Below are 24,307 nucleotides of genomic sequence, written 5' to 3' on the forward strand. Positions count from 1 at the left end.
TATAGCCGCTACTGCGGCCTCTATTTTCAACTAGGAAGCGGCTTCACTCTCAAACAGGCTGTTATCTTCGACTTCAGGAGTGATGCGTTCGAGCGCTTGCTCTTCTTCTGCTTCTTCAGCCTCATCAATTTCATCAGTTTGAGTGGCCTCGCTCTCCACTGCGGGCGGGACTTCGCTGTCGATCAGCTGGTGCAATACCGACTCGCTGACAAAGTGGGCGATGGTCGGGCGCACGCGCAGCCACACTTCCGCACTAGCCTCCACCTCTTCGCTGCTGAACTGCACCAAACGCAGCTGGCGCAATTTCTTCAGCAGGTTTTTACGCTCGGCGTGCTTATCCGGCAGGGACATTTTCAGCAGGTTGCGCATACCCAGTTCCAGGGCTTCCATCGACAGGGCGGCGCAACCGCTCTCATCCACCTGCCCTTCCCGCAGCGCTTTATCGTATTCCACGCGCAGGGCGAGAATCGCGGCCACTTCCTGTTGGCTGAGGCGGGCGCGGAAGCCGCCATGGTGCGGCTCTTCCTGATCCGGCAGGCCCGGCACTTCGGCGCCGGGCGGATACACGCGGATAAACTGGAAACGGCTGTCGTGCTGCAAACGCAACCCCAGCGGGGCCAACCACTCGCGCACCAGCTGCTCACAGCGCTGGAAGCGATCGTAAAGGGTGGTCTCAATTACGCTTTCATCCCGGCAGATAACGCCGTAATCCAACAGGCGCACCAGCAGCTCGGAAAATTCGCTGCGGTTCAGGCGACACTGCGCCAGGGCCTCTTCCAAAGCCTGTTCAATCACTGTTTTTCAGCTCCAGGATATATTCGTCAAATTCGGTGAAATAGTCATTGCTGGCGATTTCACCGGTAAATTTCACCTGCAGGTCGGCGGAGCCGCTCTGGTTCACCGCCGCTGCTTCGATCACATGGCTCATAGCGAGCAGATCACGCGCGTCCCGCAATGGCAGGTTGCGGCTGTTGATCTGGCGGCCGGTGCCGAGGGCATCACTCAGATAATCGCGCAGGTTACTGTTGTTGAAATTAAACGCCTGGTCGAGCAGCTGTTGCAGCTCGATCTCGCGGCGGTTCTCTTCACCGATGGGAGTTTCATCTTCGACCCGGGTATTTACCGGTTGGCGGCGATTGCGCTGCCACAGCTGGGTTTGTTTGGGGTCAAACAGGCGCAGCTGGAAGCCACCTAACTGTTCACCCAGCTGCTCGAGAATTTGTGTTTTTTGCTGGCTTTCACCGAGGCGCTGGCACAGGTCGGCAAATTCACCTTCGGCCTGGCTGTGCAGGTAGCTGAGCTGGCGGATAATAATATCCGCACGCTTGGTAAAGCCCTGTAGTGCGCGGCGCAAAGCGGGCAACTTCACCTCACAGGCGCGGCGCATGCGGTCTTCGATGGTATCGAGCATCAGCCACAGCAGGGAGTGGCCCGGTTGCATCAACTCCGGCAGCAGTTGGCGCAGGCGCTTCTCCCACTCCGCTTTCTGCATATCCTCCTTGCGGCGAATGCAGTCAATCACCCGGTTGATGGAATCGCGATGTTTTTCTACGCTGTCCGCAGACAGACGGATAGCCAGGTCCGGTTGGAAGCGGCTCTCCATAAAGGAGAAAAACTCATCGGTGGCCTGCTGCACCAACAATTGAGCCTCCACTTCCCGCACCATTTCCCGCTTGCGCTCTTCCAGCTCGGCGATCATATCAGTGAAATCCGCCACGATACGCTCGGAGTATTCCCAGGCATCGATCAAGTCGTGTATTTCACCTCGGCTGGCAAAGGCTTCCAGGGCATTTAAGGTGTTGCGGGTATTGCGGTGGCGGGTGCGCACGCGGGTGCCATTCACTTCCACTAGCGGCTGAGTGAAAAGGCGGCCCCGGCGGCTAAACGGATAGGTGGCGGTGAGCGTGGCGCTGTCTACCTGCTTCTCCAGCCAACCGAACTCCACCAGGCTGTTCAGTACCCAGACGGCCTGATCGCGCAGGTTGCGGAAGCGGCCCTCGGGGTCCTGCACTCCATCCTCGCTATCGAGCTGCGGCGCGCGGGTCAGGGCCTCGGCAAAAATTTCCAGAATCTGCTCCCGCAGCAAAGACTCACCGTAGTCAGCCTTGGCGGTGTACAGACGCTCATACAAAAGACGCAAGCACTCAACCACCTGTTCGCGGTATTTACCGGTCAGCGGGCGGAAGAAGTGTTGGTAGGAATCGACGAAGAACAACGACTATAGGCCCGCTTATTCCTCTTCCGGCTTTTGGTTGAAGACACAATATTTTGTGTAGTCGCGGGTATCGTCAAAAGTCCACTGCCCTTTGGGAATGCCATCCATTTTCTCGCACCAGGCATCGGAACCCCGTTTGGGCTCACAGCCGGTCAGTGCGATAAGGGCGATCACAGCGCTGGTCAGGACAAATACTTTTTTCATGGTTCGCTTCTACAAATGAAATTCGAATTTCACTTCCCCGGCGGCCGCAATGTGCCAAACCGGGGAAAATCTATCGGTGTCTCAAGTCTATCCGTGTCTCGGGGTGGGACCGCGCTATTCGCGGCGCCACTTGGTCCCTTCGCGGCTATCCTCAAGCACCACACCTTTGGATTTTAACTCTTCGCGAATCTCATCGGCGCGGGCAAAGTCACGGTTCTTCTTGCTTTGTGCGCGCTCTTCGATCAGTGCTTCAACTTCTTCGGCAGAAATACCTTCATCTCCACCACGGGCCTGTTTGAACCAGGCTTCCGGGTCTTGCTGGAGAATGCCCAGCATATCTGCAGCGGCCAGTAGCAAGCCTTTCAGGCGCGCTTTATCCACCTCATCGGCTTTGTTCAAATCGCGGGCAATCTGGTGCAATTCGCTGATGGCGATCGGCGTATTCAGATCGTCTTCCAACGCCCTGATAAAGGCGGTGTCATTAAGATCTGCCGCTTCAGCCTCAACCGCTTCCGTTTCACGCAGTGCGCCATAGAGAGTATCCAGGGTGCGCCATGCCTGATCCAGCAAATCAGCACTGAAATTCAGCTCAGAGCGATAGTGGGCAGACAGCAGTGCGAAACGCAGCACTTCACCGGGGTATTGGCTCAGCAGGTCTTTGACCATGCGGAAGTTGCCCAGGGATTTGGACATCTTTTCGCCATTGATATTTACATAGCCGTTGTGCATCCAGTAGCGCACAAAATCCACACCATTGGCGCAACAGCTCTGGGCGCGCTCGTTTTCGTGGTGAGGGAAGGTCAGGTCGCGACCGCCGCCATGGATATCGATAGTGTCACCCAGGTGCTTCTTGATCATGGCCGAGCACTCCAAGTGCCAACCCGGGCGCCCACGGCCCCAGGGGCTATCCCAGCCGGGCTCGCCATCGGCGGACGGCTTCCACAGTACGAAGTCGCCGGCGTACTTTTTGTAAGGCGCTACTTCCACCCGCGCACCGGCGAGCATATCGTCGAGGGAGCGCTTGGACAGCTGACCGTATTCCTGCATGGATTCCACGGCGAACAGCACATGGCCTTCGGCGGCGTAGGCGTGACCTTTCTCCAGCAGGCTTTCGATCATCGCGATCATTTCCGGCAAGTGCTGGGTGGCGTAGGGGACAATATCCGGCTCCAGGTTATTGAGCGCGGCCATATCCTCGTAGTAAGCCTGGGCATAGCGCGCTGACAGCACGCCGATTTCCTCGCCGTTATCCCGCGCGGTCTTCATGATTTTGTCGTCAATATCGGTGATATTGCGCGCGTAAATCACATCGCTGAAATTTCTTTTCAGTACCCGGTACAGGGTGTCGAACACCACCACAGGGCGGGCATTACCAATATGCACGCGGTTGTACACGGTGGGGCCACACACATACATGCGCACCTGATCTTCCACCAGTGGTACGAAGGGTTCTTTCTTCCCGGAAAACGTGTTGTAGACCTGTAGAGACATCTTTTCTCTCGAATTCTTTTTGCTGTGTGGCGGGCCAGTCATTGGCCCAGCCGCGAAAACTGCCGCTCGGGCAGCTCTCCGCTTTGCTATTTGTTTTGCTCTTTGGCCCAGCTGTCGCGCAGACCAATGGTGCGGTTAAACACCGGCGCTTCCGCGCTGCCGTATTTGCTGTCGCGACAGAAGTAGCCGTTGCGCTCGAACTGGTAGCCCTGCTCCGGCTCCGCCTTGGCCAGGCCAATCTCGGCCTTACAGCCTTTGAGGACTTGCAGGTTGTCCGGGTTTACGCAGTCGAGGAAGTTCTTACCGCCGGCATCCGGCGCCGCATCATTGAACAGGCGATCGTAGAGGCGCACTTCGCAATCGACATTGTTGTCCGCAGATACCCAGTGAATCACGCCCTTTGGCTTAACGCCGTCGGCCGGGTCTTTGCCCAGGGTGTCCAGATCAACCGAGCAGATCACTTCAATAATTTCACCGGCATCGTTCTTCACGACTTCTTCAGCAAAGATCACATAGGCGTTGCGCAGGCGAACTTTTTTGCCCAGCACCAGACGCTTGTACTTCTTGTTGGCCTCTTCGCGGAAATCCTCTTTCTCAATATAGAGAGTGCGGCCAAAAGGAAGTTCACGGGCCGGCAGATCATCGCGCACCGGGTGGCCGGGTGCTGACAGCATCTCTTCCTGGCCTTCCGGGTAATTTTTCAGGGTAATCTTCAAAGGCTCCATCACGCACATGGCGCGCGGTGCATTTTTATCCAGATCGTCGCGAATGCTGTATTCCAGCATGCCCACATCGACAACTGAGTCGGAGCGGGTTACACCGATCATCTCGCAGAAGTTGCGAATGGAAGCCGGGGTAAAGCCGCGACGGCGCATACCGGACAGGGTCGGCATGCGGGGATCATCCCAGCCGTCTACATGGCCTTCGTCTACCAGCTGCTTGAGCTTGCGCTTGGACACCACGGTGTAGTTGAGGTGCAGGCGTGCAAATTCGTACTGACGCGGGCGCGAAGGCACCGGCAGGTTCTCAATCAGCCAATCGTACAGCGGCTTGTGATCTTCAAACTCCAGGGTACAGATGGAGTGGCTGATACCCTCAATCGCATCACACTGTCCGTGAGCGAAATCGTAGCTGGGGTAAATGCACCACTTATCACCAGTCTGGTGGTGGGCCATCTTTTTGATGCGGTAGATGATCGGGTCGCGCAGGTTGATATTCGGCGCGGCCATATCGATCTTGGCGCGCAAGCTGCACTGGCCCTCTTCCATTTCACCGTTGCGCATCTTTTCAAACAGCGCCAGGTTTTCCTCGACAGAGCGATCGCGGAAGGGGCTGTTTTTGCCCGGCTCTTTCAGCGTGCCACGATAGTGACGAGCTTCTTCTGCGGACAGGTCGCAGACGTAGGCCTTGCCATCTTTAATCAGGTGCAGCGCCCACTCGTACAATTGATCAAAATTATCCGAGGAGTACTTCGCCTCGCCATTCCACTCAAAACCGAGCCAGGAGACATCGCGCTTTATCGCATCGACAAACTCTTCCTCTTCCTTGGCCGGGTTGGTGTCGTCAAAGCGTAAATTACAGGTGCCACCGAATTCCTGCGCCAGACCAAAATTCAGACAGATGGACTTGGCGTGGCCAATATGCAGGTAGCCATTGGGCTCCGGCGGGAAGCGGGTCGCGATCTGCGTAACCCGGCCCTCAGTCAGATCTTCACGGATAAGGTTCTGTAAAAAGTGAGCTGGCTTGCTCTCGGATGTCATAGGATTCTCTTAATTTACAGCTGTGCGAACGTAAACGGCGAATTATAACCTACTTGAGAGACAGAATATCGAATTTGAAGGAACGCTTTTCATAGAAATTCACTGCAAGCGTTTGATTTTTGTGCAATTGACACAGATATTCCGACACAGCATTTTACAGCTACAGACTACAAGGTATCATGCCGCCCCAAATCAACCCTCATAGGACATTTTATGATCACCCTTCACACAACCCATGGAGATATAGCCATCGAATTGGATTTCGAAAAGGCACCCAAGACTGCTGCCAACTTCTTGCAGTACTGCCGTGACGATTTCTATACCGGCACTGTCTTCCACCGGGTGATCAACAACTTTATGATCCAAGGTGGCGGCATGACTCCGGACATGCAGCAGAAGGAAACCCGCGATTCCATCGAAAACGAAGCCAACAACGGCTTGAAGAACGACACTGGCACCCTGGCCATGGCCCGCACCATGGACCCACATTCCGCCAGCTCCCAGTTCTTTATCAATGTTAAGGACAACGATTTCCTGAACTTCCGCAGCGAAGACTCTCAGGGTTGGGGTTACTGCGTATTTGGTAAGGTTGTCGACGGCATGGACGTGGTCAACAAAATCAAAGACGTTAAAACCGGCAGCAAAGGCTTCCACCAGGACGTACCCCTGGAGACTATCGAAATCACTGGTATCAGCATCTCTGACGCCTACGCCGATAAGTAATTCCACGGGTCAGTACCGACTCTAAGGCGGGGACATTGTCTACTTATTTTATTTCTGACTTGCACCTCGACGAAAAACGCCCGGATATAACCCGGGCGTTTTTTGATTTTCTGCACGGGCGAGCTGCCGGTGCTGAGGCGCTATATATTCTCGGCGACTTTTTTGAGGCGTGGGTTGGCGACGACGACGATGCCCCGCTGGCCCGCGAAGTGATTGGCGAGTTAAGTCGCTACAGCGGTTCCGGCGTAGAGTTGTACCTGATGCACGGCAATCGAGATTTCCTGCTGGGTACCGACTTCGCCCAGCGCGCGGGAGCCACTTTACTTCAGGACCCCACAACGTTGTCCCTCGGTAATGAGCGCGTGTTGCTTATGCACGGCGACAGCCTTTGCACCCTCGACAAAGAGTATATGGCGTTCCGCCGCCAGGCCCGGGACCCCAAGTGGCAACAAGAGCTATTGGCCAAGTCCCTACAGGAACGCCGCGCTATTGCCGCGCAGATTCGTATGGCATCCAAGAGTATGAACAGCCGCAAGGCCGAAGACATCATGGATGTAACCCAGGACGAAGTGGAGCGGGTGATGCTTGAGCACAATGTGCTTCGACTGATCCACGGCCACACCCACCGGCCCGCCCGCCACGCGTTGACGATCAACGGTGAACCGGCGGAGCGTATTGTGCTGGGAGACTGGGATAAGAATGCCTGGTGCCTGAAAGCGGACAAAGACTCACTGGAGTTGATTCACTGGCCGGTCGGCTAGGAACCGGTGTTTTGGATGAGGCTCTGCTGTTGCTGCACAGCCTCTACCAATTCCTCAAGCGTCTCCCGCAAACGCTGCACACCCCCAAATTGAAAACCTTTCCCCTGTAAATAAGCGCAATCCATCACTGCCGGCGGTTTCACTTGTGGCTGGGGAGGTAGCGGTCCCTGCTGTCCAGATATCGATCTTAGAATCTTCACCAACTCGCGACTGCTAACCAGGCAATCACTACAATTTACTGCCCGTCCCCGGGCATCCTCGTGCTCCAGTAAAAGCTCTACCGCCCGCGCCATATCTTCTCCGTGCACTTCCGTTGAAAGCTGGGAGTTTAAATAAGACTCCCCGGATATCACTGCTCGAGCGATGTCATACCACTTGCTGCGACTTAGTGGACTCACCAGCCCGTAAACTCCAGTTAAGCGCAATGACACCGCATGCCAGCCACGCTGATATGCCCAAGCAGACAGCATGGCTTCCACAGCCGCTTTATAGCCGCCGTAGAAAGTATCCGGCTGAACAACCTGCTCCTCACTTAAAGAACCGCTCAACTTTCCAGTGGCATAAACGGCACGACTGGAAATAAAAACAAATTTTTTTACCTTCGCTGCATAGGCGTATCGGATTAATGCCAGGGTTTGACTGAGATTTACATGTAGAAAACCCTCGAGATCGTCCCCCTCCCCTTTTCGATAGCACCCAGGAAGATGCTCGAAAGCTGCATGCACCACCACATCTAGATTGCTGACGAATGTCTGTAGCGTTGTATCAGAAGTAATATCCCCGATACTCCACGCCAATCTGGGTGAAGCAATACTGCGAAAAAGAGCTGCACTTTCCTCCCTGCGCAGTAATGCTCGCACTTCATAGCCCTGCCGTAAAAAATGCCTGACTAGAAATTGCCCCACATAGCCACTCGCACCAGTTATCCCTATTCTCACAATTCCCTCTCTCGATTTTATTTTCTAAGCACGGGCTAACTCATCCAGATCAACGGCAATATCTCGCCCCTCGTAAACAGCCCACCACAAGTCGATCAGGGGTTTGAGCTTTTCAACTTTTGAGTGCTGTTTTTGCCAGGGTTTTTCATATTGGTAGTGAATGACATGAATACTGTCCCACTGCCACAGCTGCGGTAAATTCAGGTAGAGGTATTGCAAGGCGTTATAGATATAAGGCAGGCCGTGCCAACGAGGAAAAAAGGACTGCAAAAATGTCTGGTCTGTGCGCCGCCAGAAAACCCCTGGTCGATCCAGTTGCTCAAGCATTTTTTGGTAGGTTGCTTCACTCGGTACCGCAGTAAACAATCCCGAATTCATACGATGAAATCCATCCAAGTCTTCGTAAAGATTGGGCGCTGCACAAAATTCCGGATAATTCATCAAGTGGTCAATATTGCGCAATACCAGGGTGTCCGCATCCAGGAAAACAAGCTTATCGAATTGGGTCAATTGCCACAGTGCCAATTTGCAAAAGTTATTTAGTGGGTCATGGAAAGCGGGCTTACTACCCTTGTCAAAGGGCGCGCGCCGGTGCAAAGAATCGCGTTTATGGCGGCGGATAAACTCATCGGAAAAGCGAGGCGTATAAACTTCTTTTATCTTACAGCCCGCCGCTTCCAATGGCGCTGGATCACAACTGTTCGGTGGCACCATACAAATTAACGGATAGGCACTGACCGTACGATCCAACGAGTGTTTCAGTGCCTGCGCACCTATTACATAATCCGGACTATTGACCAGGGTCACAAAGGCACATCTTGACATAACAATTGGCTCTACAGTCCCTATACAGCGTTATTTACAGCGGCGGTAGAATATCTTCAGGTCCGCACAATAATCTGTCACACCAGCGACTTACCATTGCTTCTACTTGTTTTTGTTCAAAGCAATTTTCATTGTAGATAAAGCTCGAGCGCAACTGCTTCCCAAAGACGGTAATAGATAGATAGATGCCATATGGCGTTAAGCGCGTCGCCAGGGGGACAATGCGAATCTTCAAGTGGTCATCCAATTTGACCCAGTCAGAAGTTTCACCGGTATAAACCGCAAAAAAACCTTCCCGATGCTCCTCTGTTTGCAGGAAAGTCACCAAGTAGCAATGGGATGCATCGAGGTGATGGCCAATCACGCCGTGAGGCCCAATTGCATCAGCAGCATAAACCGTGCGCATAGCATACTTTATCTCCGCAGACAGGCGCGTGAGCTTCTCCTGCCAGGATTCATCCCTACAAACCATCAGGTTGACATACCGGCACATGGGGCCAAACACTTCCCGATACTCCCTCTTAAGCCGAAGGGATAAATTGCCATTCATCCAAAAAGAGTGAGGTATGAATTCACATAAAACCTGCTGAAATGCGGCCGCTAGATAGGCGAAGAGGCTTACATTTTCCGAGCTGGCCAATGCCTTTATCTGCTCCAGCTCAATCTCATCTATGTGCTGGATTACTTCACTACAAATAACCGAGATCTCTTCCGATTGGGGCAACTGCTCTATCTCATCTTTTTGGGATTGCAACTTTTGCTGCCAAAGATTTCGCGCCTTATCCCCCCTCGGCGATCTCAGATAGGTATTTTCATAATTCACATAATCCGCAAAGTCTGCAGTTTCCACCCTGGGTTGATAATCCTTACCCTTCGCACTATCCAAATAGTGAGTCAAGGATTCAGACCAGAGGAGTGACAAGCTAATCCCATCGGCAATGATGTGGTGACACTTGGTCAAGAAAATGTATTCATCTTCTCCACTGCGAAGAACACTGAGTCCCAACAATTGGTCCTGCGTCAAATCCATTGGCGAGCTACCAAATTGACGCAAAAAGCTCTCGAAGTGAGCATCACTTAAGTGGCGGATGTCGATATAGTCCAGTTCAATATCTACAAAGGAGCGAACAGCCGGTTCCCCGCTATAACGACAGCGAAAAATCGGATAGGTGTTTACCACCTCTGAAATAGACTTCTTAAACAGTTCAACATCGAATTCTCCTTTGAAAACCATGGCGCGGGTAATTAAGTCGACCAGATCCTTGCGGTGATGCAAATCATAAATACGCTGCTCAGTGATCGATAGGGGGACCTGAGTCGATAAACTCCAACCGGCCATTCTGGTCTCCAAAAATCATTTGCCCGACACAAGATCACTAATGAGCCTGATAAAACTGCACAAGATCATCGGGAACGTTACTTTTAGAATATACAAAACAGTGAAATGACAACGGCGGTATGCTGAAGGCGCAGACAAGATTCTCTTGATTTAAGTCGCCGGCACGATGCATGATCTCTACAAACTATAAGGGGCAGGAGTTCCATCCAGGTGATCAATAACCTGAATAAACGCGTATTGATTCTCGGCGGCTACGGCAATTTCGGTGCACGTATTGCACAAATGCTAAGTTCTGAGCCCAATATCCAGCTGATTATTGCCGGCCATAACAAGACACGGGCAGACCGATGCGCCCAATCACTCAGTGGCCTCGCCGAGGGGTTACGATTGGAGCGGGACTCCATCAACTTGGCTGCGCAACTGAAAGCCTTGCACCTGGATTTATTAATCCACTGCGCTGGCCCCTACCAGAGAGAAACCGATTACCGGGTGGCCAAAGCCTGCATTGAAGCCCGCACACCCTACATTGATATTTCAGATGCGCGCCGCTTTGTATGTGATTTTCACCGTCTCTCCCCGGCCGCCGAGGCCGCCGGTATCGCCATGGTATCCGGTGCCAGCAGCCTGCCCGGCCTCAGTTCAGCAGCCATAGCTGAGATCCAGAAAGAGCTACCGGTCATTCGCTCCGTGCAGGCGGCAATTGCTCCGGCACACAAGGTAGAACGCGGCCTCGCCACCGTGCGCTCTGGCTTTGAAGCGCTGGGGGAGAGCTTCCCCCAATTGCGGGATGGGCGCTGGAGAGAATCATTTGCCGGCAATCACCTGCGCTCGGTAACTCTTGCCCATCCAGTGGGAAAACGCTGGTTGTGCGATTTTGAAGTACCCGACCTGGAGTTGTGCCCAAGATACCTGCCAGATTTAAACACAGCACTATTTTCCACGGGGACAGAGCCCCTGATTCTCCAGGCCGGCCTGTCATTGTGCGCCCAACTCTCGCGCCTAAATTTGCCCGCCACGAGTTCCCGCATCGCACAGATTGCCCATAAATTGAGTGCCCGCTGGCCTGGTGGCAGCTCTCACGGCGGCATGATTGTCCGCGCACTGGGTGAAGATGCTGACGGTAGGACAGCTGGTAGGCAGTGGCAAATACTTGGAATGGATGGCGATGGCGTCTGGATTCCTGCAGCACCCGCAGTGGCTTTAGCGAGAAAATTCCTTCGCGGTGAGATTTCAGACAGTGGCGCGCTCGCATGCTGGCAACTATTGAAGCTGGATGAAATTCTGGATGAACTGAAGGATTACTCCATCGTCACTGCCATCGAGTTTTTACCTGCAGAGCAAAATTCACTGCCTGCGTTGGCGGCGAGCTAGGGGAAAAAGCCCTTTAGTTGGCCTTATCAAGGCAGAACCCTTACAAATGATCTAGGTTCAGTATCGGAACTTTATGTAACGATGCTGAACCTGATTTTATGAGTAGCTCCAACCCCTGGTGCGCCTATTCCGGCCGGAATGGTATAAAGCGCGCAATTATCCCCATTACCGCTCTTATCCTGACCCCATTCTTCTTGGTGCTCACGTTTACAGATAGCGCCTGGTGGCTGGTGGCTCTACTGATTAGCGTTTCACTGGTACTACTGGGAATCTACGATATGCTCCAACCCCACTGGAGCATTACGCGGAACTTCCCGGTTGCCGGCCGCATTCGCTGGATATTTCTGAATCTGCGTCCCTATTTCCGCGCCTATATGGTCGAGGGTGATGAGGAGGGGCGCCCTTACAGCATTGAAGCCCGACGACTGGTGTACGCCCGCTCTGAAGGTTTTTCCGATATGCATCCGTTCGGCACTGAAAAAGATGTGCAGAGCGAGGAATATACCTGGCTCACTCACTCAGTGAAGCCCGAAAAAAATGCAGACACTTCCTGCCGTACTGAAGTGGGCACGGGCCGCTGCAAACAGCCCTACTCCGCCGCCCTGTTAAATATCTCCGCCATGAGCTTTGGCGCTCTGTCCGCTGCCGCAGTAGAAGCCTTGAATAAGGGAGCCTCAATTGGCGGCTTCTATCACGATACCGGTGAGGGAGGTATCAGCCCCTATCACCGCAAGCACGGCGGCGACCTAGTGTGGGAATTGGGTACCGGTTATTTCGGTGCGCGCAACGATGACGGCAGCTTTAACCCGGATCTATTCCGCGAGGCCTGCAACGACCAGGTCAAAATGACGGAAATTAAATTGAGCCAAGGCGCCAAACCTGGGCACGGTGGAGTTTTACCCGGCGCCAAAGTTACCCAGGAGATCGCTTCCACCCGCAAGGTTACACCCGGGCAGAACTGCGTCTCCCCTCGCGCGCACTCCATGTTCTCCACCCCCATTGAAATGCTTGAATTCGCCGAGCAGATGCGCGAACTCTCCGGCGGCAAACCGGTAGGCATAAAACTCTGCGTAGGGCATATCTACGAAGTGATGGCCATTATGAAGGCCATGCACGAGACCGGGAAACTGGTGGACTTTATTGTTGTGGATGGCGCCGAAGGCGGCACCGGCGCGGCGCCGCTGGAGCTGTCCAACCACGTGGGCATGCCGCTGCTGGAGGGGCTGATTATCGTGCGCAATGCTCTGGTGGGGGCGGGCCTGAAAGATAAGGTGAAGCTGGCCGCCAGCGGCAAGGTTTATTCCGCGTCCGGCCTGGCACAGTGCCTGGCCATTGGCGCTGACTGGTGCAATGCGGCGCGGGCATTTATGTTTTCCGTGGGCTGCATCCAGTCCCAGCGCTGCCATACGGATACCTGCCCAACTGGCGTTACCACCCAAGACCCTCGGCGACAGCGCGGGCTGGTGGTGGATGTGCAGAGTAAAAGGGCGGCTGCTTTCCAGGCAAAAACTCTCGAAGCACTGGGGGATATAGTGGCCGGCGCAGGGCTTACCGATCCCCGGGACCTGAAACCCTATCACCTGGTTCACCGAATTAATGGCGCTGAATCCAGGCCGATAGATCGTATCTGGCATTTTCTCGACACCAACTCCCTAATCGACGCACCGGAAGATACGCCTTACTGGCACTGGTGGCTGGCCGCACAGGCAGACAGTTTTCAGCCTGCGATCAAGCTCGAAGAAGGCAAGTACGCGTCGATCCGACGCGCTATTAACCGCTAGCCCCACCCAATCTGTGGAGACTGCTATGCAGACCGTTTCAGAAATTATTGTCGATACACTGGTCAAGGCCGGCGCCAAACGGTGTTACGGCATTGTCGGCGATACCATCAATCACTTCACATCAGCGGTACGCACTTCCGACTTGGAGTGGATACATGTGCGCCATGAGGAAGTGGGCGCTTTCGCCGCTGGGGGTGAGTCTTACCTTACCGGTGAGTTGAGCGTCTGCGCCGGAACTGCCGGGCCCGGCAGCCTGCACTTTATCAACGGCATTTTTGAAAGCCATCGCAATGGCGCCCCGGTGGTACTGATTGCCTCTCGAATCGACCGTGCGGAACAGGGGTTCGGCTATCCACAGGAAGTGGATCAGCAAAAGCTCTACGAACAGTGTTCGGTCTTCTGTGAAACCATGACCCACCCGGAACAAGCCCGTCGAATGATTGTGCAGGCTGCACAAACTGCGCTTACTCGCGGTGGAGTCGCGGTGGTGCAAATTAGCGGCGACTTGTTCAAGGAGAAAAGCAAAGACAGTCTGCCCTGGTCGGTACATCGCCCTGAATGGCTAGCGCGTCCGTCTGACTCTGAGCTCGACGCCCTGGCAAAGAAAATCAACGCCGCAAAAAATATCACTATTTACGGCGGTATCGGCTGCCGTCACGCTCACGATGAAGTAGTAAAACTAGGGCAACACCTGGCCGCTCCTATTGCCCACACCACCAAGTCGAAAGAGTTTCTCGAATACGACAACCCCTGCCATGTAGGCATGACCGGGATTCTCGGCAATCCCGCAGGCTACCGGGCCATGGAGACTTGTGACCTGTTACTGTGCCTGGGCACCGATTTTGCCTACACCCAGTTCTACCCGGAAAAAGCCACCATTATTCAAATTGATGCGGAAGCGCCGCACCTGGGGCGACGCGCTCCTGTGGATATGGGCCTGGTAGGGCATGTGGGTCCAACCATTGAAGCCCTCTTGCCCCGATTAAAGGCCCGCACCGACAGTACCTTCCTCGATGACCTTCTCGAACGATACAAAAAAGATCGGGAAGAGATGAAAAGCCGCGGCAAAGAAAAAGACCCCAGCCTGATTCATCCTCAATTTGTCGCCCAGACGCTCAACAAGCTGGCCGATGAGGATGCCGTATTCACCGCCGATGGCGGCGCTTGTATGGTATGGATGCTCCGCGACCTCACTGCCAACGGCAAACGCTCATTTCTCACCAGTCTTTCCCATGGCACCATGGCCAACGCCTACCCCCAAGCCCTGGGCATGGCCAAAGCCTACCCCGGGCGCCAGGTCATCGCTATGTGCGGCGACGGTGGTATGACCATGTTAATGGGAGACCTGTTGACACTGGTGCAAGAAAAAATCCCATTAAAAGTCCTGGTATTTAACAATAACTCCCTCGGCTTCGTAGAGATGGAACAGCGCATTGAGGGGCTACTCGACAGCTATACCGACTTACATAACCCGGACTTCGGCCGCGTTGCCGAAGCTTGTGGCATCAGCGGTGCCAGTATCGAGAGTGCGGATCAGCTTGAGGAAAGTATGAAGCGCTGGCTCGCTACTGACGGGCCGGCACTACTCAGCGTACCGACGAACCGCGTGGAACTGGTGATGCCGCCGGAAGTTACAGCGCAGCAAGTCACCTCCACCGCACTGTTCGGACTTAAGGCAATACTCAACGGCCGCGCAGATGAGGTGGTAGATCTTTTGCGAGACAATTTCCTGCGCTGAGACTTTTTAGCAGGCCACAACAAAAGGTTTGTGCGGCACTCATGCATCATTTCGGACAGCAACGCCATAACAGCATGCTGGCCCTGATCGCCAGCAGTGAAGTCGACGACAACAGCGCTCCCGGCCGCGCCGCCATGAGGCTACAGGCAGAGTTATCAGAGCGAAAAATTGACGTAATAACAACCACCAGCGGTAGTGATGCCTGCGCCATACTGAGTACTAACACCGCGATCCAATGCCTGCTGATTAATTGGACCTTGCCCGGTGAAGCGGAATGCCCCGCCCTGGTTGTATTGGAAGAACTTCGCGCCCGCAATCCCCAAATGCCGGTATTCCTTCTGGCAGATCAGCAGACTGTCAGCACCATGCCGCGACGGGCCCTGGAATTAGCCAACGATTTTATCTGGATGCTGGAAGATACCCCGACCTTTATCGGCGGTCGCATCCAGAGTGCGATTGAAAGATACCGCCACGCCATTCTTCCCCCCATGTTTCGCGCCCTGACCCACTTTGCCCGGGTCCATGAATATTCGTGGCACACACCCGGCCATACTGGGGGAACAGCTTTTCTCAAATCCCCTGCGGGTCGCGCTTTTTACGATTTCTTTGGGGAAAATATGTTGCGCTCGGACCTCTCTGTTTCTGTAACAGAGCTGGGATCGCTTTTGGATCACTCGGGCCCCATTGCCAAGGGAGAGCAATATGCAGCAAAAGTATTTGGTGCGGATCGCACTTACTATGTAACCAATGGCTCTTCGACATCGAATAGAGTGATATTGATGGCATCGGTTACCCGGGGGCAATTGGCTCTGTGCGATCGAAACTGCCATAAATCCGTCGAACACGCGATCACCATGTCAGGTGCAGTTCCAACCTACCTGATTCCACTACGCAACAACTACGGCCTCATAGGCCCTGTCCCTTCCCAACAGTTGACGGCCAGCTCTGTTGCCAATGCTATTCGGCAAAACCCTTTGTCCAAGCACGCCAAAAACTCCCGTGCCGTTCACGCAGTCATTACTAATTCCACCTACGACGGTCTCTGTTACAACGTGCGCAGAGTGGAAGAACTTCTCGGCGAGTCCGTTGATCGCCTGCACTTTGACGAAGCCTGGTACTCATACGCTCGATTTAATCCTATCTATCGGGATCGCTTCGCAATGTACGATTTGGGAGAAGCCGACACGAAAAATGGCCCGAGCAAATTTGCCACTCAGTCAACACATAAATTACTTGCCGCGTTGTCCCAGGCATCGATGATTCACATTCGCGATGGGCGTAAACCCATTGAGCATGGGCGCTTTAATGAAGCATTTATGATGCATGCCTCAACCTCCCCACTTTACTCCATCATGGCCTCCAATGATGTGAGCGCAGCGATGATGGATGGACCGGGCGGAAAAGCATTAACAGAGGAGTCAATTGCTGAGGCCGTAGCGTTTCGACAAGTATTGGCCCGTTTGCAACAGGAGTATCGCGATAAAGAAGAGTGGTTCTTCGGAGGTTGGCAGCCTGAGCATGTCACCGACCCCAGTAACGGGCACAACTACGCCTTTCACAGCGCCCCTGCGGAACTCCTGTGTCATGAGCCCAGCTGCTGGTTATTAGACCCCGGCGAGTCATGGCATGGATTTGGTGATATTGAGCCAGATTACTGCATGTTGGACCCAATTAAAGTATCGATTACCACCCCGGGGGTAAACCCTGATGGCAAACTGTCTGCATCTGGAATACCTGCCAACATCGTCAGTAAATACCTGGACAACCTCGGCATTATCGTGGAGAAAACTACCGATTTTACGATTTTGTTCCTGTTTTCTATCGGTATTACCAAGGGTAAGTGGGGCACTCTCATAAATGCTTTACTGGCCTTTAAGCGCGACTTCGACGCCAACCGGCCCTTAAGTGAATGCCTGCCAAACCTTATAAAAAAGTCCCCAGCCTATCGCAATATCGGGCTGCGCGATCTTGCAGACAATATGTTTGCTTCCATGAAAAAATTGCAAACCACAGTGCAAATGTCTGCGGGATTTTCAGCCTTACCTAGAGCTGACTGCAGTCCGGTACAAGCTTATGAAACCCTGGTTCGCGGCGATGTGGAAATGCTTCCGCTAAGCAAGTTACCGGGACGTACCGCAGCCACGGGCGTTGTACCCTACCCTCCAGGCATTCCTCTGCTAATGCCCGGCGAAAATTTTGGCGATGAAGATAGTCCGGCATTGATTTACTTGAGAACACTGGAAGCCTTCGACCAACAATTTCAAGGCTTTACCCACGATAACCACGGAGTAGAGGTGCGGGACGGCCATTATCATATTTACGCCCTGCGGGGAGACTCGCCATAGGCTCGCCTATCAAAGAGGAACATAAAATAGGCTTAGTGCCCGCAACCCTGATGGTTGCAGGCAATATGATGGGCTCCGGGGTTTTTATGCTCCCCGCCAATCTCGCCGCAGTCGGCAGTATTTCTTTGATCGGCTGGTTGATAACCATTGTCGGCGCTATCTCCCTGGCCCTGGTATTTGCCAAGCTCGCCGCTATCTATCCCGCAGCTGGCGGCCCTTACGCCTATGCCCGCCGCGCTTTTGGCGATTACATTGGCTACCAAACCAATCTGGTTTACTGGCTGGCCAATGTAATCGGTAATGTTGCGCTGATTACTGCAGGCCTGGGCTATCTGACCCATTTTTTTCCACCGTTAAAAGACCCACTGACTTTTGCCATGGCCCAGGTTGCCATGGTCTGGCTGCTGACTTACGCCAATGTACTGGGCCCGCGCACCGTCGGTCGCATCCAATCCCTCACCACCGGCCTGGTTTTGCTTCCAATCCTCGGCACCGCTATTTTTGGCTGGTTCTGGTTCGACCAGCAAAACTTTACCAGCAGCTGGAATGTCTCAGGCAAAAGCGACCCCAGTGCCATTATGGCCAGCCTGACCTTCACGCTCTGGGCATTTATTGGGGTGGAAACCGCCTCCGTATCTGCCGCAGTGGTAAAAGACCCCACCAAGAACGTCCCAATCGCAACGGTTGGGGGAGTTATCCTGGCTTCTATTGCCTATGTACTCAGCTCATCGGTCATTATGGGGATGCTGCCGAACCAGGAATTAATCAGCTCCTCCGCTCCCTTTGCCGATGCTGCTCGCTTGGCACTGGGAAATACTGCGGCCAATGTCGTAGCCCTGTGCGCCGCTATTGGCTGTATCGGTTCATTGGGCGGCTGGATACTGTTGGTGGGGCAGTCTGCCAAGGCGGCGGCTGATGATGGCCTGTTTGCAGCACTATTTGCCCGCACCAATAACAAAGGCGTGCCTACTGGCGGATTAACCCTGGTGGCCGTGCTGATGTCTGTATTGATACTTACCACTATATCGCCAACGGCCAGCCAGCAGTTTGGCAAAATTGCCTCTGTCGCTGTGATTATGACACTGATGCCCTATATCTATTCAGCGGTAGCTTTGCGGGTTTTGGCCTACGGCAAAATGCCGCCTCAGCAGTACGGACTGTTTACTGTGATTTTGCTGATTGCAGCGGTGTACTGCCTTGTGGCCCTGGTGGGATCTGACGGGCAACAAACCCGCTGGTCCCTGATCTTTGTGATTGCGACAGTCATTTTTTATGCGCTAATTTTAAATCGCCGTCGCAGCGTTGAAGAAAAGCACTTTCTACCCGGTGGGCCAGAACCAGCCTGGGTTCACTACTTCACTCTCTTTGCCACAATTGCTGCCCTGTGCCTGTTCTTCTGGTTTTCCGTGGGGCAATACCCGGACCTGGAATTGCGCTTGCGCGCACCCAACCCCTCAGGTCATCATCTTGAGAGGCACATGGAACCCTAGACTCAGCGGGTTAGCGCCCTCTCGATGGTTTCCGCGGTAATTTCAGTAATCCCTTGGGAGTTGGATTCACGGTTACCCGCCACATTGAGCGTCTGCGGACGATTCTTGAGGATAAAGTCACGCACCAATTGTACTCGATCGGCATCAGTCGGATTGACTACCAAGTGTGGTTTCCCCGATGCCTGGCAGAACTCAATAGTAAACAGGGTGCCATCACTACTGGGATTGGTTGTGAAGATAACAGTGGCATCAGAGTTGCGGATATTCTCACGAGTACGCTCTTCCAGATCCGGGGACGTGTTTTCAACTAGCCCAAGCCCTTTCAGAAAATCCGGCCGATCACCGATCTCAGTCCAGTAACCCTGCGGTGCTGTGCCACCGGTGGCAATTCCCAGGCGCTGTCCTGCCAGCAAGCCGCCGGTATCCGCCCCTGTCTGACCACCACTGATAATTTTCTCCGGTCGGAAGATCACTTTTCTCCCCCATATCGTTTATCGTCCTACTAGCTCGAGCTAGCAGATATCAAGGCAGCGATAATTGGCATTGAAATTAACGACCGCAGCCACTAATTTATCTCCAACTTTAGTCTGGCCGGCAGCGCTGTGAATTACTATCTGATACTGAAAACACTGCATATCCTCTGCGCCATAATCGTACTCGGCACAGGGACCGGCATCGCTTGGTACACCCTGAGGGGCTGGCTGTCCGGAAATGCCCAAGTTATGCAGTGGGTTAGCCGGGAAACGGTACAGGCAGACTGGATATTTACCGGATCGGCGGTAATTGGTCTATTCGGTAGCGCGGTGGGAATGCTGCTGATTAATCCAAGCTGGATGCTACAAGCCTGGCTGCAATTAGCCGCCGGTCTCAGCGCAACCGTGTTCTTGTTGTGGCTGCCGGTTGTTTACCTTCAGTACCAGCTGCGTAAACATGCCAAAGAAGAAGGTAATATAGACAAAATGCGCAAGCTAATGATGGCTTGGTGTCTGCTCGGGGCTATCGCATTTCCCATGACCGTTGCCATTGTCTATCTGATGGTGTCTAAGCCGGCACTATAAGGAACTTATGCCAGGCCATTACCTCTTCGCCCCCCTGAGGGTCTTATAGCTCGCTCGATGGCCAACATCTTTCCACTGCCGCTTGAAGTCATCCAGGACTACCCCAGACACAATTTCTGCATTACCTTCCGCACTTTTATCCAAACGATGTATCGCTTCTTTCTTACATAAAGGAACAATAATCGCCGAGCGTTCATGCCTGTCCATTCTCAACAGACGGCTGCGAATATGCTCTGCCTCACCACCAGTACAACTTGCATCTGTAATCACAAATACATTGGTATCACTGTCCAGGTCCGAGGCTATAGTGCCAAAACCTAGATCAAACTGCCGAAATACCACCCCTTTGAACAACCCCTCCCCCACTTCCGAACCCGTTATAAAGGGCCAGGCATGCGCCAGGGTCCACAAGTAGGATTTACTTAAGACATATTGCAGGTGCTGATTGCGAACAAGCCCCAACTGGAATTGACGCTCAAAGGTTTCATCATTCAACTTGGCTTTACTGCAAATGGCCTTAGGAATGAGTTCCCCTTTGTAGCTGGTGGTCGGAATAACCACGATAAAATCATCAGCATCCCGCTTTTTTTCCAATGCCTTAAGAATGGTCGCCTGTAAATGTAAGACAAATTCCTCGGTGGTAATTACATCGTGTGGCAGCGCTGCGTTGTCCATTGCCAGGTTCATATAAAGTGTTTCCGCTCTATATGCCTGAATAATCGGCTCCAGCTCTTCTCGACTAAACAACAACTTTTCATCGAGAATCGCCTGCTCATTAATTTTCTTTGCGTAGCAATCTATCAGCAGTTGGTCTGCGGCATAGATACCGAAATTTCCCGAACTGACACAGCGGAAGTATTCCTCATCTTGCATCGACAAAAATCGCTCAACCACAGCCCGACTTATGTCCCGGCCAAACAACTCATAAAGCGCGTCCTCTTGCCTAGGTAAAAAATATTCTTCCGGGTCAATCAACCGCTGAGATCGTTTAAGAACCACTTAATCACACCTAATTCTTGATCCACTGCCATTAACCCGTATTAACAAATACGAATTATGTTAAACGCAACAATTTACAGAGTTCTGCACACTTCATCGAAATCCAACCGAGGGTTGCGCGGATATAATTTGTCAGTTTCGCCATAGCCAAGATTGCACAAGAAATTGGACTTAATATGACAATCGGGGAAGTGCTCCGGCAGAAAAGCCGGTGCTGAGCATTTGTCACTAAAGAATTCCTCATCAACCAATGCGTTATCAAACCCCGACATTGGGCCGCAATCGAGCCCCAGGGCCCTCGCCGCCAAAATAAAGTAGCCTCCTTGCAAGGAACCATTGCGAAATGCTGTAACCTCGGCATATTCGGGGCTATCGGCAAACCATTCCCGCGCAGGAGTCTGGGGATAGAGCTCCGGAAGGTGTTCATAAAAGTGCATATCGTAAGCAACAATGGCAGTCACCGGAGCCCGCATAGTTTTTTTAATGTTTCCTTCATTAAGCGCTGGCTTGAGCCGCTCCTTAGCCTCCTTACTTACAACAAACACCAATCGCATAGGGCAACAATTAGCACTGGTGGGTCCGAATTTGACCAAGTCGTAAAGCTGTTTCAAAACCTCTTTTGAAACCGGCTTATCTTGCCAATGGCTATGGGTTCGGGCTTTGTTGAATAGCTGGTCGAGCACCTCAGAGGAAACAGGTTGCATAAGGGCTACCCCAAAATATCTTCGCTGGTAACAGTTTAGTTTGCGCCAGGCATTTCAAAGGAGCAGCAGAATCATAAGAAGATGGCAGGCCATCACTAAATAGGTCACAATACTGCGGGTGCGAAAGTACTGATCCCTCCCGGGCAGATTGGGGTTCAACCGGGCCTCGGCCCAGACCACAAAACCGAAAGCAACTAGTAATACCGGTAGCGCCCAAGTGGTGCGAAACATCAGCAGCGCCACCCACCCCACCAACGTCACCAGGTTACTCAGTAGCGCTAAAATCATCCTGTGCGGATGCCCCACTTGATTGAGTGCAGCGCCCCACCAAACACCGCAGAGAAAGCTCAGAATCACGGCGCTGTAGGCGGTGAACAGCAGGCGCGGAGTCACTCCCCAAAGAGAAAACCCTAACCACTGCATAATGATTCCTACGACAAATGGAATCAAACCAAGGTAAGCCAACCAGTCAAACAGCCGCGTATCTACTGGTGGGTAGTGATGGATGTCAGTGTCCATGTCGTCTAAGCTTCCAAGTCAAAGACAGTTTCGTCTCAAACAACAAGCTTAGCGGCAGGAGCAAGCAGCAATGGATGCCGAACAGAAGATTGACGTCAAACAAGCACTGCGGGTGTTTGATAGGGCGACAAAGGAGGGGCGCAAGGAAGGTAACGAATGGCATTACCAGGGGCTGGCAGTCAGCACTGACTTTGACGGCTATACGGTTTTTATCAACTCCCCCAAAGTAAAACTCACCATATTTTTCCACAATAAATTTTCTGTGGATTCCACCAGCAGCAAAGAGCTCGAAGAGTTTATTCGGCTATTGAAAAAGCTTGATTCAGGATAAGAGAAAAGAACCTAGGAACCTCAATCAGAAGTAAATTTTAAACACCAAAATAAGACACGTTGAGAGCAACTTTTCGACATTCACTAAAAGAACACCGTAAGCACAAATGGAGACACCATCCGCCACCAAGCTTACAAATCTCAGAAAACCCAACGCATCCGGTTTAAAATTACAGCCTAATACTACCGCAGCTACCTTCCAGATAAATGGATCATCTTATGGAATTATGCGGGTGGCACAGAATTTTGAAGCCCAGCGAAACATTGACCCATCATTTCACCCAAAGTCCGCTGGGCTAAATCTTAAGCTTCCCCTAGTAGAATTTTAATTATTGCCCCAAGAATATAACCAACACTATCCGTCACTCCACCAGACACATCACTTCCAGCCATTAACATATCTGCTGAAATGGTTTTCCCTTCTTCAGATATCTGAGTGTGCATCACATCCTCATGTATTGAGCCAGCAAAACATACGCTGATAGTTAAGACCATAAAAAACAATTTATATATAACTTTCATTAAAATTCCTCCTAATTGATCAAGTTTTCCATCTTTCCTTCTTTCCACCCTCCAAAAATTTCCCTATTTTTGGAATATCCACATTAATGGATATTTGAACAGCCTTCAAACCTATTAGATTAAACTTAAAAATATCATATGAAACCTTAATAGCTTCCATGAACGAAATAATACCTGCGAGATCAGCCTGGGCATAACTCCCTGACGGAACAAAGTAGCCAGCAAGGTTGAGCTTGCGGTTGCCAATATCTTCCGGATCATATTCAATCCCCCTGAAACCTAAAAAGCATCAACACCTCCAAAAGGTTCAGTGTTATCACTGGGATACGCGCCTAGTACTTTTCTGCCACGTCTAAAAGCAGAGGACCACCACCTGCCAACATGGTAAAATTGTGTTTAAAAAATCCAATAGCCGGTTATCCATAACCAGATATTTCGTCAAACACCAGTCCCAAATAACAGCTTCTCCCCAGCCTCCCTTTAATATCAACCTTTACATTTCATTGCATGAAAATATTTTTTAACCTCCACAGGGGCCAATAAACAATTACAGCTTTGAAATAGCTTGCTCCTAGCAACATCATTGGTCACACAAAAGATCATCTTGAGCATCAATACTGATTCAGAGTTAGCTATGTTGATGTTCAAACGGCAAAATATAACCTTTTTCGCCAGAGTAAAGTTGGAAGCTTGCCATTTCTTTTTTCAGTCCTTCTCGAGGAAGGCCAAATAGCCTCACACCCTAACAGGACTCTTTAATGGCTTTATTGATACAACCTTCTCGCCAAGGATAAATGTAAATCATGGTCATATCTACTGGAGAGCGTCCCAAGATCTTTATATTTTCTGCAAACTAAAATACTACGGCGTCTAAGTGATCAACCCCACCGTGAATACCGTTTTGCTTTATAAGATTTTGTGCAAAATTATTGAGTAAAGCATGGGACAACCTTGCCTTTGTGCTTCTCTCAGCATCTGTATATTTCTTGGAAATGAAAGATAGTTTTTCCATTACTTACTTTTTTTGGGGGAGGAGGGGAGAAATACCAGGCTACCTGGTACAAACTCACCATAACAATCATCCTGACTGATCATTACGCTCCTCAATCTTCAGTGCTCCAAGATCGTCGAATGCGGTCCCTGCAGTAACACCAATAGGTTTACCGTCCTAGGCTTTCCCGTTTTGGTGCATTT

General features: G+C 52.2%; 22 protein-coding genes. 9 read left to right on the forward strand and 13 right to left on the reverse strand.

The window, feature by feature from the left end:
* Window positions 1-30 precede the first annotated feature (30 nt).
* The 5 genes from ACG1BZ_RS15045 to ACG1BZ_RS15065 form a co-directional block, all read right to left on the reverse strand.
* A complete protein-coding gene (locus tag ACG1BZ_RS15045) occupies window positions 31-795 on the reverse strand; it encodes a DUF4194 domain-containing protein (protein WP_413662526.1) in 765 nt (254 codons plus the stop codon).
* Window positions 788-2,215: a Wadjet anti-phage system protein JetA family protein gene (locus tag ACG1BZ_RS15050; protein ID WP_413662527.1), complete on the reverse strand. Its 1,428-nt coding sequence runs from the start codon at window positions 2,213-2,215 to the stop codon at window positions 788-790. The genes ACG1BZ_RS15045 and ACG1BZ_RS15050 overlap by 8 nt, the downstream gene beginning before the upstream one ends.
* A 15-nt stretch (window positions 2,216-2,230) precedes the next feature.
* Window positions 2,231-2,419: a DUF3012 domain-containing protein gene (locus ACG1BZ_RS15055; protein ID WP_108733723.1), complete on the reverse strand. Its 189-nt coding sequence runs from the start codon at window positions 2,417-2,419 to the stop codon at window positions 2,231-2,233.
* Between the two features lie 114 nt (window positions 2,420-2,533).
* Window positions 2,534-3,910, reverse strand: coding sequence for a cysteine--tRNA ligase (gene cysS, locus ACG1BZ_RS15060; protein ID WP_413662528.1), 1,377 nt, complete (start codon window positions 3,908-3,910; stop codon window positions 2,534-2,536).
* An 86-nt stretch (window positions 3,911-3,996) separates the two neighbouring features.
* The gene (locus ACG1BZ_RS15065; protein WP_413662529.1) at window positions 3,997-5,670 is read right to left on the reverse strand and encodes a glutamine--tRNA ligase/YqeY domain fusion protein; all 1,674 of its coding nucleotides are present in this window, start codon (window positions 5,668-5,670) and stop codon (window positions 3,997-3,999) included.
* A gap of 213 nt (window positions 5,671-5,883) precedes the next feature.
* Here ACG1BZ_RS15065 and ACG1BZ_RS15070 point away from each other — a divergent pair, with 213 nt between their 5' ends.
* Window positions 5,884-6,393, forward strand: a complete 510-nt coding sequence (locus ACG1BZ_RS15070; RefSeq protein ID WP_108733726.1) for a peptidylprolyl isomerase — start codon at window positions 5,884-5,886, stop codon at window positions 6,391-6,393.
* Window positions 6,394-6,428: 35 nt separating this feature from the next.
* Window positions 6,429-7,154, forward strand: coding sequence for a UDP-2,3-diacylglucosamine diphosphatase (locus ACG1BZ_RS15075; RefSeq protein WP_413662530.1), 726 nt, complete (start codon window positions 6,429-6,431; stop codon window positions 7,152-7,154).
* Here the strand turns inward: ACG1BZ_RS15075 and ACG1BZ_RS15080 are convergent.
* The 3 genes from ACG1BZ_RS15080 to ACG1BZ_RS15090 are packed head-to-tail and all read right to left on the reverse strand — an operon-like array spanning window position 7,151 to window position 10,256.
* A complete protein-coding gene (locus ACG1BZ_RS15080) occupies window positions 7,151-8,092 on the reverse strand; it encodes an NAD-dependent epimerase/dehydratase family protein (RefSeq protein WP_413662531.1) in 942 nt (313 codons plus the stop codon). The two genes, ACG1BZ_RS15075 and ACG1BZ_RS15080, sit on opposite strands and share 4 nt — an antisense overlap.
* Before the next feature lie 24 nt (window positions 8,093-8,116).
* The gene (locus ACG1BZ_RS15085) at window positions 8,117-8,917 is read right to left on the reverse strand and encodes a glycosyltransferase (RefSeq protein WP_413662532.1); all 801 of its coding nucleotides are present in this window, start codon (window positions 8,915-8,917) and stop codon (window positions 8,117-8,119) included.
* A gap of 34 nt (window positions 8,918-8,951) precedes the next feature.
* Window positions 8,952-10,256: a condensation domain-containing protein gene (locus ACG1BZ_RS15090; RefSeq protein WP_413662533.1), complete on the reverse strand. Its 1,305-nt coding sequence runs from the start codon at window positions 10,254-10,256 to the stop codon at window positions 8,952-8,954.
* Window positions 10,257-10,466: 210 nt separating this feature from the next.
* On the opposite strand from ACG1BZ_RS15090, the gene ACG1BZ_RS15095 reads away from it, so the two are divergent.
* From ACG1BZ_RS15095 to adiC, 5 genes are all read left to right on the forward strand, one after another.
* Window positions 10,467-11,627 carry a saccharopine dehydrogenase family protein gene (locus ACG1BZ_RS15095; protein WP_413662534.1) on the forward strand — a complete coding sequence of 387 codons (1,161 nt, stop codon included), beginning with the start codon at window positions 10,467-10,469 and terminating at the stop codon, window positions 11,625-11,627.
* Window positions 11,628-11,725: 98 nt separating this feature from the next.
* Window positions 11,726-13,408, forward strand: a complete 1,683-nt coding sequence (locus tag ACG1BZ_RS15100) for an FMN-binding glutamate synthase family protein (protein ID WP_282932184.1) — start codon at window positions 11,726-11,728, stop codon at window positions 13,406-13,408.
* A gap of 25 nt (window positions 13,409-13,433) precedes the next feature.
* On the forward strand, window positions 13,434-15,146 hold the full coding sequence (locus tag ACG1BZ_RS15105; protein WP_413662535.1) for a thiamine pyrophosphate-dependent enzyme: 1,713 nt from the start codon (window positions 13,434-13,436) through the stop codon (window positions 15,144-15,146).
* Window positions 15,147-15,187: 41 nt separating this feature from the next.
* Window positions 15,188-17,491, forward strand: a complete 2,304-nt coding sequence (locus ACG1BZ_RS15110; protein WP_413662536.1) for an Orn/Lys/Arg decarboxylase N-terminal domain-containing protein — start codon at window positions 15,188-15,190, stop codon at window positions 17,489-17,491.
* Window positions 17,492-17,526: 35 nt separating this feature from the next.
* Window positions 17,527-18,981, forward strand: a complete 1,455-nt coding sequence (gene adiC / locus ACG1BZ_RS15115; RefSeq protein ID WP_413662537.1) for an arginine/agmatine antiporter — start codon at window positions 17,527-17,529, stop codon at window positions 18,979-18,981.
* 2 nt (window positions 18,982-18,983) lie between these two features.
* On the opposite strand, the gene ACG1BZ_RS15120 is transcribed toward adiC, so the two are convergent.
* A complete protein-coding gene (locus ACG1BZ_RS15120; protein WP_413662538.1) occupies window positions 18,984-19,454 on the reverse strand; it encodes a YpsA SLOG family protein in 471 nt (156 codons plus the stop codon).
* Between the two features lie 129 nt (window positions 19,455-19,583).
* Here ACG1BZ_RS15120 and ACG1BZ_RS15125 point away from each other — a divergent pair, with 129 nt between their 5' ends.
* Complete coding sequence (locus ACG1BZ_RS15125; protein ID WP_413662539.1) at window positions 19,584-20,039, forward strand: DUF2269 family protein; 456 nt, start codon at window positions 19,584-19,586, stop codon at window positions 20,037-20,039.
* A gap of 18 nt (window positions 20,040-20,057) precedes the next feature.
* Here ACG1BZ_RS15125 and ACG1BZ_RS15130 read toward each other — a convergent pair whose 3' ends face one another.
* The 3 genes from ACG1BZ_RS15130 to ACG1BZ_RS15140 form a co-directional block, all read right to left on the reverse strand.
* Window positions 20,058-21,038 (reverse strand): hypothetical protein, encoded by a 981-nt coding sequence (locus ACG1BZ_RS15130; protein WP_413662540.1) that lies wholly within the window; start codon window positions 21,036-21,038, stop codon window positions 20,058-20,060.
* 74 nt (window positions 21,039-21,112) lie between these two features.
* A complete protein-coding gene (locus ACG1BZ_RS15135; RefSeq protein WP_413662541.1) occupies window positions 21,113-21,742 on the reverse strand; it encodes a malonic semialdehyde reductase in 630 nt (209 codons plus the stop codon).
* A 54-nt stretch (window positions 21,743-21,796) separates the two neighbouring features.
* Window positions 21,797-22,261 carry a DUF3429 domain-containing protein gene (locus ACG1BZ_RS15140; RefSeq protein WP_413662542.1) on the reverse strand — a complete coding sequence of 155 codons (465 nt, stop codon included), beginning with the start codon at window positions 22,259-22,261 and terminating at the stop codon, window positions 21,797-21,799.
* A gap of 70 nt (window positions 22,262-22,331) precedes the next feature.
* On the opposite strand from ACG1BZ_RS15140, the gene ACG1BZ_RS15145 reads away from it, so the two are divergent.
* Entirely contained in the window at window positions 22,332-22,592 is a 261-nt protein-coding gene (locus ACG1BZ_RS15145; RefSeq protein WP_413662543.1) for a DUF3081 family protein, read from the forward strand.
* Between the two features lie 302 nt (window positions 22,593-22,894).
* Here the strand turns inward: ACG1BZ_RS15145 and ACG1BZ_RS15150 are convergent, their stop codons facing one another.
* Complete coding sequence (locus ACG1BZ_RS15150; RefSeq protein ID WP_413662544.1) at window positions 22,895-23,161, reverse strand: hypothetical protein; 267 nt, start codon at window positions 23,159-23,161, stop codon at window positions 22,895-22,897.
* Between the last annotated feature and the right edge of the window lie 1,146 nt (window positions 23,162-24,307).

The sequence above is a fragment of the Microbulbifer sp. CNSA002 genome (assembly GCF_047324085.1).
Lineage (GTDB): Bacteria > Pseudomonadota > Gammaproteobacteria > Pseudomonadales > Cellvibrionaceae > Microbulbifer.

What these genes read in the sequence shown, in the direction of transcription:
- ACG1BZ_RS15055 (WP_108733723.1), bottom strand. Translation starts at nt 2,419, where the DNA reads ATGAAAAAAGTATTTGTCCTGACCAGCGCTGTGATCGCCCTTATCGCA.
- cysS (WP_413662528.1), bottom strand. Translation starts at nt 3,910, where the DNA reads ATGTCTCTACAGGTCTACAACACGTTTTCCGGGAAGAAAGAACCCTTC.
- ACG1BZ_RS15065 (WP_413662529.1), bottom strand. Translation starts at nt 5,670, where the DNA reads ATGACATCCGAGAGCAAGCCAGCTCACTTTTTACAGAACCTTATCCGT.
- ACG1BZ_RS15070 (WP_108733726.1), top strand. Translation starts at nt 5,884, where the DNA reads ATGATCACCCTTCACACAACCCATGGAGATATAGCCATCGAATTGGAT.
- ACG1BZ_RS15085 (WP_413662532.1), bottom strand. Translation starts at nt 8,917, where the DNA reads ATGTCAAGATGTGCCTTTGTGACCCTGGTCAATAGTCCGGATTATGTA.
- ACG1BZ_RS15090 (WP_413662533.1), bottom strand. Translation starts at nt 10,256, where the DNA reads ATGGCCGGTTGGAGTTTATCGACTCAGGTCCCCCTATCGATCACTGAG.
- ACG1BZ_RS15100 (WP_282932184.1), top strand. Translation starts at nt 11,726, where the DNA reads ATGAGTAGCTCCAACCCCTGGTGCGCCTATTCCGGCCGGAATGGTATA.
- ACG1BZ_RS15105 (WP_413662535.1), top strand. Translation starts at nt 13,434, where the DNA reads ATGCAGACCGTTTCAGAAATTATTGTCGATACACTGGTCAAGGCCGGC.
- ACG1BZ_RS15110 (WP_413662536.1), top strand. Translation starts at nt 15,188, where the DNA reads ATGCATCATTTCGGACAGCAACGCCATAACAGCATGCTGGCCCTGATC.
- ACG1BZ_RS15135 (WP_413662541.1), bottom strand. Translation starts at nt 21,742, where the DNA reads ATGCAACCTGTTTCCTCTGAGGTGCTCGACCAGCTATTCAACAAAGCC.
- ACG1BZ_RS15140 (WP_413662542.1), bottom strand. Translation starts at nt 22,261, where the DNA reads ATGGACACTGACATCCATCACTACCCACCAGTAGATACGCGGCTGTTT.
- ACG1BZ_RS15145 (WP_413662543.1), top strand. Translation starts at nt 22,332, where the DNA reads ATGGATGCCGAACAGAAGATTGACGTCAAACAAGCACTGCGGGTGTTT.